8 protein-coding genes are annotated in these 11,214 nt (G+C 70.9%); 1 reads left to right on the forward strand and 7 read right to left on the reverse strand.

Going from position 1 to position 11,214, the window contains the following annotated elements:
- Positions 1 to 64 precede the first annotated feature (64 nt).
- The 3 genes from EL493_RS26170 to mqo form a co-directional block, all read right to left on the reverse strand.
- A complete protein-coding gene (locus EL493_RS26170) occupies positions 65 to 2,140 on the reverse strand; it encodes a magnesium chelatase subunit D family protein (RefSeq protein WP_019048129.1) in 2,076 nt (691 codons plus the stop codon).
- A 113-nt stretch (positions 2,141 to 2,253) separates the two neighbouring features.
- Positions 2,254 to 2,697, reverse strand: a complete 444-nt coding sequence (locus EL493_RS26175; RefSeq protein ID WP_019048130.1) for a GNAT family N-acetyltransferase — start codon at positions 2,695 to 2,697, stop codon at positions 2,254 to 2,256.
- Between the two features lie 3 nt (positions 2,698 to 2,700).
- Positions 2,701 to 4,173 (reverse strand): malate dehydrogenase (quinone), encoded by a 1,473-nt coding sequence (mqo, locus tag EL493_RS26180; protein ID WP_019048131.1) that lies wholly within the window; start codon positions 4,171 to 4,173, stop codon positions 2,701 to 2,703.
- 289 nt (positions 4,174 to 4,462) lie between these two features.
- On the opposite strand from mqo, the gene EL493_RS26185 reads away from it, so the two are divergent.
- Complete coding sequence (locus EL493_RS26185) at positions 4,463 to 5,506, forward strand: alpha/beta hydrolase (protein WP_019048132.1); 1,044 nt, start codon at positions 4,463 to 4,465, stop codon at positions 5,504 to 5,506.
- Positions 5,507 to 5,543: 37 nt separating this feature from the next.
- On the opposite strand, the gene EL493_RS26190 is transcribed toward EL493_RS26185, so the two are convergent.
- The 4 genes from EL493_RS26190 to EL493_RS26205 all read right to left on the reverse strand — a co-directional run bounded on the left by EL493_RS26190 (position 5,544) and on the right by EL493_RS26205 (position 11,188).
- Entirely contained in the window at positions 5,544 to 6,107 is a 564-nt protein-coding gene (locus EL493_RS26190) for a hypothetical protein (RefSeq protein ID WP_022565615.1), read from the reverse strand.
- Positions 6,108 to 6,445: 338 nt separating this feature from the next.
- On the reverse strand, positions 6,446 to 8,005 hold the full coding sequence (locus EL493_RS26195; RefSeq protein WP_019048134.1) for a cobyric acid synthase: 1,560 nt from the start codon (positions 8,003 to 8,005) through the stop codon (positions 6,446 to 6,448).
- Between the two features lie 10 nt (positions 8,006 to 8,015).
- Positions 8,016 to 8,879, reverse strand: a complete 864-nt coding sequence (gene map, locus EL493_RS26200) for a type I methionyl aminopeptidase (protein WP_019048135.1) — start codon at positions 8,877 to 8,879, stop codon at positions 8,016 to 8,018.
- Between the two features lie 14 nt (positions 8,880 to 8,893).
- On the reverse strand, positions 8,894 to 11,188 hold the full coding sequence (locus tag EL493_RS26205) for an FdhF/YdeP family oxidoreductase (RefSeq protein WP_019048136.1): 2,295 nt from the start codon (positions 11,186 to 11,188) through the stop codon (positions 8,894 to 8,896).
- Positions 11,189 to 11,214 lie beyond the last annotated feature (26 nt).

An 11,214-nucleotide genomic window follows, 5' to 3' on the forward strand; every position in this document is an offset into this window, starting at 1 on the left:
CGACCACCTGGCCGATCATCATTTCTATCAGGGCCTCGACACCCGCCCCGACACGACCGAGAGGTCACGCCGCGCGCGGCGCCCGTCCCTGGGTGCGGACGACATCGGCGACGGTGTCACCGGTGAGTTCGTCCAGTCGCAGGTAGCGGGCGCGCAGGTCGCGGGCCAGGTCGGCGGCGAGGCCGAGGCGGATCATGCCGCGTTCGCAGTCGATGACCATGGCGGTGTGCCCCTCGCCGGCCAGCAGCCGGGCGGCGGTGCGGGCGCGGGGCAGCGGGTCGACGCCGCCGGTGGCGCGGCCGTCGGTGAGCAGCACCAGCATCGGCCGGCGGCGCGGGTCGCGGACGTGTTCGCGGGCGATCACCTCGCGGGCCTTCAGCAGGCCGGCGGCGAGCGGGGTCTTGCCGCCGGTGCGCAGCCCGGCCAGGCGGCGGACGGCGATGTCGACCGAGGAGGTCGGCGGCAGGACCAGTTCGGCCTCGCTGCCACGCACGCTGATCACGGCGACCTTGTCGCGACGCTGATAGGCATCGCGCAGCAGCGTGACGATGGCGCCGGTGACGGCGGTGAGCCGGTCCCGCGCGGCCATCGAGCCCGAGGCGTCGACCACGAAGACGACCAGATTCCCTTCGCGTCCTTCGCGATACGCGCCACGCAGATCCTCGGCGCTCAGCGCCAGCGGGCCGCTGAGCCTGCCGCGCTCGAATTGCCGTGGGGCGGCGGCGAAAACGGTGCCGAGCAGGTGCAGGCCACCGGCGGTGTCGGCGCTGGGACGCACCGTGCGGCCGGTGCGGGTCTGGGCGCGGGAGCGGCGGCCGGGCGCGCCCTCGCCGATCCCCGGCACCTCCCAGCGCGGCGCGGGCTTCGCCGCCGAAACCGGTGTGCCGGAGACGCCTTCGGCCGCCGGGCGGGAGCCGCCGCCACGGGGTCCACCACCGGGGGTGTCGTCCGGACCCCCGCCGTCGGGGCCGTCGTCGTCGGGTCCACGGTCGTCCGGCCCGCCGTCATCGGGACGGCCACCGTCCGAACCGTCATCGGGACGACTGCCGTCCGGCCCGTCGGCGTCCGAACCACGACCGGGCCCACTGTGCGAATCGTCCTCGCCCGCAGGCGAATCAGCCGCCGCGCGCCCGGAATCCTCCGGTGAGCGATCGTCCTCCCCCGGCGCGGACTCGTCCCGCTCGGCGGCCTTCTCGACCTCGTCGGCCGCGTTCCGCATGGCCTCGTCGAGCTGTTCCTCGCTGATCCCCGGCTCGTCGAACGGATCACGACGACGCCGGTGCGGCAGGGCCAGCTCCGCGGCGACCCGCACATCGTCCTCGGTGACCCGGTCACGACCGCGCCAGGCGGCGTGCGCGGTGGCGGTGCGCGCGACGACCAGGTCGGCGCGCATCCCGTCGACGTCGAAGGCCGCGCACAGCGCCGCGATGCGCCGCAGTTCGGCATTGTCGAGCGCCACCGCGGGCAGCCGGTCGCGCGCGGTCAGGATGCGTTCGGCGACAACCTGATCGGCGTCGGCGTAGCGGGCGGCGAACCCGGCCGGGTCGGCCTCGTAGTCCAGGCGCCTGCGCACCACCGCCATGCGGGTGTCCACCTCGCGGGAGGCGGCCACGTCGACGGTGAGACCGAACCGGTCGAGCAGCTGCGGCCGCAGCTCGCCCTCCTCCGGGTTCATGGTGCCGACCAGCACGAACCGGGCCGGATGCGAATGCGAGACACCGTCGCGCTCGACGTGCACCCGGCCCATGGCCGCCGCGTCGAGCAGCACGTCGACCAGGTGGTCGTGCAGCAGGTTCACCTCGTCGACGTAGAGCACGCCGTGGTGGGCCGCGGCCAGCAGGCCGGGCCGGAACGCCTGTTCGCCGTCGCGCAGCACCCGCTCGAGATCGAGCGAGCCGACGACGCGGTCCTCGGTGGCGCCGACCGGGAGTTCCACCAGCCGGGCGGGGCGGGCGCCGGTCTCGTCGACCACCGGCGGCAGCAGCTGGGCCAGGGCCCGCACCACGGTCGACTTGGCGGTGCCCTTCTCGCCGCGCACCAGCACGCCACCGATCCCGGGATGCACCGCCGACAAGATCAACGCCAGTTGCAGCTGTTCCTGCCCGACGACCGCGGAGAAGGGGAAGCCCGCCTCACCCACCGATCGAGCGGCGGTGTGCGGACCAGCGGCGACATCAGCGAAACCAGGCACGCCCCAACTCTAGGCGCGCCGCCGCGGCCGCTTCCGCCCGGGCATCGACGGCGGAATACCGCCTAGCCCCGACGCATCGGGGTGTGCGGGATCCCGTCGTCGAGGAATTCCGGGCCGTCCACGACGAAACCGTATTTGACGTACATGCCGACCAGATGCGATTGCGCGTCCAATCGCACCGTGGCCGCACCGGTTTCGGCCAGGGCGGCCTGCATCAGTCGCGTGGTGTGGCCGAGTCCGCGCGCGGCCTGTGCCAGGCAGACCCGGCCGATGCGATAGGCCACCGCCTCCTGCTCCTCGAGCAGGCGCAGGGTGCCGATGATCGTCCCGTCCTCCTCGAGCCACAGGTGCCGGGTGGCCGGGAGCAGGTCGCGCCCGTCCAGCTCGGGATAGGCGCATTTCTGCTCGACGACGAACACCTGCACCCGCAGGCTCAGCAGCCGGTAGAGGGTGGCCGCGTCGAGGTCCGCCGCCCAGGACCGGCGCAGCGTGACCGTCGACGGCACGGCTCAGACCTGGGCGTAGCCGGCGGTCTCGGGCTGCGCCGAGGCGACGGTGCGGTCCAGCTTCAGCGACTTGTCGGTCCAGTCCCAAACTTCCTGGAACAGGGCCTGGTTCTCCGACAGCTTCTGCCCCAGCGAGGGGATCATTTCCTTCAGCTTCGGGGTCCAGTCGGCGTACTCGCGCGGGAAGCAGCGCTGCATCACGTCGAGCATCGCGGTGACACAGGTCGAGGCGCCCGGCGAGGCGCCGAGCAGACCGGCGATGGTGCCGTCACCGGCGGAGATGACCGCGGTGCCGAACTCGAGCACGCCGCCCGCGCCCTTCTTGCGGATGACCTGCACGCGCTGACCGGCGGTGATCAGCTCCCAGTCGCGGCCCTCGGCGCGCGGCAGGAACTCCTCGAGCACGCCGACCTTGCCGGGCTGCGACTTCAGCAGCTCGCTGATCAGGTACTTCGTCAGGCCCATCTCGGTCAGACCGACGCCGATGAGCGAACCGATGTTGTTCGGCTTGATCGACTTGAACAGGTCGGCGTTGGAGCCGTCCTTGAGGAACTTCGGGGTCCAGCCCGCGTAGGGGCCGAACAGCAGGCCCTTGCGGCCGTTGATGACGCGGGTGTCCAGGTGCGGGACCGACATCGGCGGCGCGCCGACGGCGGCCTTGCCGTACACCTTGGCCTCGTGCGCGGCGATCAGTTCGGGGTTGGTCGAGCGCAGGAACTGGCCGCTGATCGGGAAGCCGCCGAAGCCCTTGGCCTCCTTGATGCCGGACTTCTGCAGCAGCGGCAGCGCGCCGCCACCGGCGCCGACGAAGACGAACTTCGCGTTGATCGTGCGCGACCGGAAGGTGCGCAGGTTGCGCACGGTCACGTTCCAGCTGCCGTCGGACTGCTTGTCCAGGTCGCGGACCTCGGTGCCGAAGGCGATCTCGCCGCCGGAGGAGCCGATGTAGGCCAGCAGCTGCTTGGTGAGCGCGCCGAAGTCGATGTCGGTGCCGCCGTCGGTCCAGTTCAGCGCGATCGGGTCGGTGAAGTCACGGCCCTTGGCCATCAGCGGCAGGCGCGCGGCGAACTCGTCGGGGGTGTCGATGTACTCCATGCCGCGGAAGAGCGGGTGCGGCGCCAGCGCCTCGTAGCGCTTGCGCAGGTAGTCGACGTTGTCGGCACCGTGCACGAAGCTGACGTGCGGGATGGGGTTGATGAACCCGGACGGGTCACCGAGCACGCCGGTGTCGACCGCGGAGGCCCAGAACTGCCGGGACACCTGGAAGCGCTCGTTGATATCGACGGCCTTGCCGATGTCGACCGAGCCGTCGGCGTTCTGCGGGCTGTAGTTCAGCTCACACAGCGCCGAGTGACCGGTGCCGGCGTTGTTCCACGGATCGCTGCTCTCCGCGGCGGCGGCATCGAGCCGCTCGAACACCGAGATCGTCCACTCCGGCTGCAGCTGCCGCAGCAGCGCGCCCAGCGTGGCACTCATGATGCCTGCGCCGATGAGAACTACATCGGTCTTTTCAGTCTTCGCAGCGTTCGGCACGGGTAGATCGACTTCCTTGTCCTTCTCAGCTACCCACCGTCAGGTGAGTTCGCTTGGGCGCGGGCGCTTTGGGGTTGGTGCGACTCGCGGTGAATCGCCGGGGGGTAGGTTACCCGTCGTTCACCTGAAGCCAATTGTGCACCTCAGCAGATCGAAGTACCGCAACCGACCTACCGAATGTGATCTAAACCAACACTGCACGTCGCGATGACCGCGCGATAGATTGACCGGTGTGACGAACGAAACCTCACTCGAGCCCGCCGGCCGTGTCGCGCGGACCGATGAGCAGTGGCAAACCGATGTCCTCGGCACCGACTACCAGCAGCGGACCCTGCCGCTGGGCCTCGATCCCGACGGCGAGGGCGAGGTGGTGGCCACCCTGGTGCGTCATCTGCCCGATGCCACCGCCCCGGCCACCGAGCCCACCGTGCTCTACGTGCACGGGTTCACCGACTACTTCTTCCAGGAGCACCTGGCCGAGCACTTCACCGCGCGCGGCCACCGCTTCTATGCCCTCGACCTGCGCAAATGCGGTCGTTCGCGGCGGGAGGGGCAGAGCGCGCACTTCGTCAGCGACCTGGCGCTCTACGACGCGGAGCTGAACGAGGCGCTGCGGATCGCGCGCGCCGAGACCGGCAACGACGTGCTGGTCGTGGCGCACTCGACCGGTGGCCTGGTGGTGCCGCTGTGGCTGGACCGGCTCGAGGCCGCCGGTGGCAGCGCGGCGGCCGGGGTGGTGGGCATCGTGCTCAACAGCCCGTGGTTCGACCTGCAGGGCCCGGCGTACTACCGCACGGTCGGCACGCCGATCATCAACGCCGTCGGCAGGCTGCGCGCCTTCGCCGAGCTGCCGGGCATGGGGGTGAGCACGGCCTACGGCGACAGCCTGCACCACAGCCGGGCCGGCGAGTGGGACTACAACCTGGACTGGAAGCCGCTCAGCGGCGAGCCGGTGCGGCTGGGCTGGTTGCGGGCCATCCGCCGCGGCCAGGCGCGCCTGCACCAGGGGCTGGCAATCGGGGTGCCCGCGCTGATCCTGCGCTCGCGGCTGACCAAGTTCGCCCGCGCGCACAGCGCCGCCGTGGACGTGGCCGACGCCGTGCTCGACGTCAAGCAGATCCAGCGCTGGGCGGGCTGCCTGGGCGAGCGCACCACGATCGTCCCGATCGACGGCGCCCGCCACGATGTGTTCCTGTCCTCGGAAGCGGTGCGCGCCAACGCTTTCGCCGAGACCGACAGCTGGCTGGACTGGCTGGCGGTCTACCGCAAGAACTAGCGGGCCGCGGCCGGGACCGGGTGGTCCCGGCCGCCGCTCACCACAGGCTGGTGCGCAGCACGATCTCGGTGGCCAGTTCGTGGGCGCCCTCGGTCGCGATGTTGTCGACCTCCACCGGGACCACCCGGAACTCGCCGTAGACGAAGCGGCCGGAGGCATCCGCGGCGGCCCGCGGCAGGCTCTTGGTGACCAGCATCGTCACGGGAAGCTCCAGCGGCGGACACGCCGCGTCGGGGGCGCCGCCCTCGGCGTCGGCCACCGCCGGGTGACCGTGGTCGGCCACGACCAGGCTCATGAACCGGCCGAACCGGCCCGCGCACAGCCGCCAGGCCAGTGCCGCTCCGGCACCGCGGCCCGCGACGTTCACGTACGGCAGTTCCAGCTCGTCGAGAATGGTGTGGATGTCGGCCGGTTCGAGCTCGTCGACGGACTCCAGCACCACGGTCTGCAGATCCGATTCGTGCAGCCGCGCGCAGACCGCGTCGAACACGTCGGCCGGATCGCCCGCGTCGGGAAGCAACAGCACATTGTGCCGCGAGGAGGGGCCGTCGACCCGCACTGTCCAGGCCCGGTCACCGACCGTGATCCGCCGAGATTTCATGCCGGTGTACGGTACACGGCCCGGCTGAACACGGCAGGGTGTTCCGCTCGGCCCGGCCGGTCGGTTTTCGCCCCTGTCCTGCGGTTTCCCGAACCCGGACACCCTAATTGCGGAACCTGTCACAACGGTCGCGACCCGGCGCCGCGCAGAGATCGGCCACACACCCGCCGGTCGGTGCCATGCCCGTCACCACCCCGCGCGGCGGTGGTCCCCGCTTCGGGTTCGCGGCGCGGGTTCGCGGCGCGCACCGTGAGCAGGACGCACACCGGCGACACGGTGTGCGGGAGCCACAGCGCCTGGGTCGGCGCCGTCGGCGGCTACACCACCGCTGACCGGCGTCAGGCCAGGACGTCGCCCACCGGGGCGCTGCGGATGACCGGCAGCCCGGTGGGCGCGCCGGTGGCGATCAGCGCGTCCAGCGCGGCCAGATCGACGTGCTGTTCGATCAGGTCGGCCAGCAGGTCGAGCTGGGCGGTGCGGGTGGCGGCGACCGAGGTGTCCGGCGCGACGGCGAACCCGGCGCGGCCCGCCCGCGCGGCCACCTCGGTGAGCCAGGCGCGGCGGAACGCGTCGGATTCGAGCAGTCCGTGCACGTGGGTGCCCCAGACCGCGTCGCGCACACTGCCTTCGGGACTCCCGTCGACGGTCAGCCAGGCGGGGTCGGCGGTGCGGGTGACACGACCGTGGTGGATCTCGTAACCGTGCACAGGTAGTGCACCCGCCACACCTGTCACTTGACGGGCGATCTTGGGGTTCGCGAATGCGATATCGAGGTCGAGCAGGCCCAGCCCGTCGGCCTCCGACGGCGGCGAGCCGGGCTCGGCGGGGTGTTCGACGCCGTCGACGATGCGGCCGCCGAGCATCTGGTAGCCACCGCAGATTCCGAGGATGGGACGCCCGGCCGCGGCACGGGCGCGCAGCGCGGCACCGATCCCCTTGTCGCGCAACCACTCCAGATCCGAGAGCGTGGCCTTGGACCCGGGCACCACGACGACATCGGCGGTGGCGATCTGGTCGGGCCCGTCGGCCCAGCGGACGGCGACGCCCGGTTCGCAGGCGAGGGCTTCGATGTCGGTGGAGTTGGAGATGCGTGGCAGGCGCACGGCGGCGACGGTCAGCCACTCGGTGCCGTGCGGCGGGCCGGGCCGTCCGACGGGGGTCCCTGCGACGGTGCCGAGGGAGTCCTCGGCGTCGAGCCACAGCCCCTCGGCGAAGGGCAGCACGCCGAGGGTGGGCCGCCCGGTGAGCGCGCGCAGCTGGTCCAGGCCCGGCTGCAGCAGGGCGACGTCACCGCGGAACTTGTTGATCAGGAACCCCGAGATGAGCCGCTGGTCTTCGGGTTCCAGCACGGCCACGGTGCCGAACAGATGCGCCAGCACTCCCCCGCGGTCGATGTCGCCGACCACCAGCACCGGCAGCTCGGCGGCGCGCGCCAGGCCCATGTTGGCCAGGTCGGTGGCGCGCAGGTTGATCTCGGCGGGTGAGCCCGCGCCCTCGCAGATCACCACGTCGAATTCCGCACGCAGGGAGGCGAGTTCGGCCGCGACCACCTCGCGCAACTGCTGTCTGCGGGTGAAGTAGTCCCGCGCGCCCACCGTGCCGATGGCCTGCCCGCGCACCACGAGCTGGGAGCGCCGGTCGCTGCCCGGCTTGAGCAGTACGGGGTTGAAGCGCACGCTCGGTTCCAGACCGCAGGCTCGTGCCTGCAGGGCCTGGGCGCGGCCGATCTCCCCGCCGTCGAGGGTGACGACGGAGTTGTTCGACATGTTCTGCGCCTTGAACGGCGCCACCCGCACCCCGCGCCGGGCCAGCATCCGGCAGATGCCCGCCACGACAACGCTTTTCCCGGCGTCGGAGGTGGTGCCCGCGATCAGCAGCCCCCCGCGCAGCGTGCTCATCGGGCGCGGCTCACGGCAGGGTCAGGATTTCCGCGCCGGTCTCGGTGACGACGAGGGTGTGCTCGAACTGGGCGGTCCACTTGCGGTCCTTGGTGACCACGGTCCAGCCGTCGTCCCAGATGTCGTAGTCGATGCCGCCGAGGTTGATCATCGGCTCGATGGTGAAGGTCATGCCGGGCTCGATGACCGATTCGATGTCGGGCTGGTCGTAGTGCAGGATCACCAGGCCGCTGTGGAAGGTGGGGCCCACACCGTGGCCGGTGAAGTCGCGGACCACGCCGTAACCGAAGCGGTTGGCGTAGGCCTCGATGACGCGGCCGATCACATTGAGCGCGCGACCCGGCTTGACCGCCTTGATCGCCCGGTTGGTGGCCTCTTCGGTGCGTTCGACCAGCAGCCGCACCTCCTCGTCGACGTTCCCGGCGAGGAAGGTCCGGTTGGTGTCGCCGTGCACGCCGTGGATGAACGCGGTGACGTCGATATTGACGATGTCACCGTCCTCGATCACGGTGGAGTCGGGGATGCCGTGGCAGATGACCTCGTTGAGCGAGGTGCAGCAGGACTTCGGGAAGCCCTTGTAGCCGAGCGTGGACGGGTAGGCGCCGTGGTCGCACATGTACTCGTGCGCGATGCGGTCCAGCTCGTCGGTGGTGACACCGGGCGCGACCGCCTTGCCCGCCTCGTCCAGCGCCTGGGCGGCGATCTTGCCCGCGATCCGCATCTTCTCGATGGTCTCGGCGGTCTGCACCCAGGGCTCGCGCCCCTCGTTGGCGGTCTTCTTCCACACGTATTCGGGGCGTTCGATGGAACGCGGGACGTCCCGGATCGGCGACTGGGTGCCGGGAACGAGTGGCTGACGGGTGCGCACGGACATAGAAGGGAGTGTAGCTAGCGGTCCGCGCCGGTGCGGTGACGCGGTTCGAGGCGGACCACGATGCCCTTGGAGGTGGGCGTGTTGCTGACGTCGGCGACACTGTCGAGGGGAACCAGGACATTGGTCTCGGGATAGTAGGCGGCCGCCGAGCCGCGGCTGGCCGGGTAGGCGACGACGACGAAGTTCTCCGCGCGCCGCTCGGTGCCGTCGGTCCACACGCTGACGATGTCGACGGTGTCCCGGTCGGCCAGTCCCCGCTCGGCCAGGTCCTCGGGGTTCACCAGCACCACCCGGCGGGCGTTGTGGATGCCCCGGTATCGATCGTTGTTCGCGTACGGGATGGTGTTCCACTGGTCGTGCGAGCGCAACGACTGCAACAGCAGGTGGCCGGGCGGCACGTCGAGCACCGTGAAGTCGTTGCGGGTGAATTCCGCCTTGCCGCTGGCCGTGCGGTAGACGCCCTCGTTGACCGGGTTGACCAGGCGCAGCCCGCCGGGCCGGGAGACCCGTTCGGTGAAGTTCTCGAAACCGGGGACCACCCGGGAGATGCGGTCGCGGATGGTGTCGTAGTCGGCTTCGAAATCCGCCCAGGGGATGGCCGGGGTTTCGCCCAGGGTGCGGCGCGCCAGCCGCGAGATGATGGCGACCTCGCTGAGCAGGTGCGGCGACGCCGGGTCCAGCCGACCGCGCGAGGCGTGCACCTCGCTCATCGAGTCCTCGACGGTGACGAACTGTTCGCCGCTCGCCTGGATGTCGCGATCGCTGCGGCCCAGCGTGGGCAGGATCAGCGCGGTCTCACCGCACACGGTGTGCGAGCGGTTGAGCTTGGTGGAGATCTGCACGGTCAGCGCGCAGCGGCGCAGGGCGGCCTCGGTGACCGCGCTGTCGGGGGTGGCGCGCGCGAAATTGCCCGCGACCCCGACGAACACCGTCGCCCGGCCGTCACGCATGGCACGGATGCTGTCGACCGAGTCCAGGCCGTGCGCGGCGGGCGGGGTGAAGCCGAATTCGGTGCCCAGGGCGTCGAGGAACCACTGCGGCACGCGCTCCCAGATGCCCATGGTGCGGTCGCCCTGGACGTTGCTGTGCCCGCGCACCGGGCACACACCCGCGCCGGGACGGCCGAGATTGCCGCGCAGCAGCAGGAAGTCGACGATCTCGCGGATGGTGGGCACGCCGTGCTTGTGCTGGGTCAGCCCCATCGCCCAGCACACGATGATCTTCTTCGCCCCGAGCACTTCGCGGTGCACGTCCTCGATGGCCGCCCTGGTCAGGCCGGTCGCCGCGAGGGCGTCGTCCCAGCCGATGCCACGGGCGTGCGCGGCGAAGTCGTCGAAGCCGTGGGTGTGCTCGCGGATGAAGTCGTGGTCGAGCACGGTCCCGGGGGCGGCGTCCTCGGCTTCGAGCAGCAGCCGGTTCAGGGTCTGGAACAGGGCCAGGTCGCCGCCGGGCCGGATCTGCAGGAAATGGTCGGCGATGGCGGTGCCGCGCCCGATCACCCCGCGCGGGACCTGCGGGTTCTTGAACCGGATCAGCCCGGCCTCGGGCAGCGGGTTGACCGCGACGACCTTCGCGCCGTTGCGTTTGGCCTCCTCGAGCGCCGAGAGCATGCGCGGATGGTTGGTGCCGGGGTTCTGGCCGACGACGAAGATCAGGTCGGCGGCGTAGATGTCGTCGAGCGACACGCTGCCCTTGCCGACGCCGAGGGTCTGGTTCAGCGCCGAGCCGCTGGACTCGTGGCACATGTTCGAGCAGTCGGGCAGATTGTTGGTGCCGTAGGCGCGGGCGAACAGTTGCAGCAGGAACGCGGCCTCGTTGTTGAGGCGGCCGGAGGTGTAGAACAGGGCCTCGTTCGGCGAGTTCAGGCCGCGCAGGGTGTCGGCGATCAGGTCGAGTGCGTCGTCCCAGCCGATCGGTTCGTAGTGCGCGGCGCCGGGGCGCTTCACCATCGGCTCGGTGAGCCTGCCCTGCTGGTTGAGCCAGTAGTCGGAGGTGGCGTCGAGTTCGTCGACGGTGTGCGCGGCGAAGAACTCACGGGTGACACGGCGCGTGGTGGCCTCGTCGCTGACGTGCTTGGCGCCGTTCTCGCAGTATTCGTTCTTGTGCCGGTGCTTCGGCTCCGGCCAGGCGCAGCCGGGGCAGTCGAAACCCTTGGGCTGGTTGACATTCAGCAGGGTGAGCGCGGTGCGCGCGGGCGAGGTCTGCGACAGCGAGTACTCCAGCGCGTGGACCACCCCCGGCACGCCGGCGGCCCAGGTCTTGGGCGGCGTGACCGACAGGTCGTCGGTGGGGTCGTCGATCGAGGTCATCGCCGGTCTCTTTCCGTGCAGGGCAG

The organism is Nocardia asteroides, assembly GCF_900637185.1.
Taxonomy (GTDB): Bacteria; Actinomycetota; Actinomycetes; order Mycobacteriales; family Mycobacteriaceae; genus Nocardia; species Nocardia asteroides.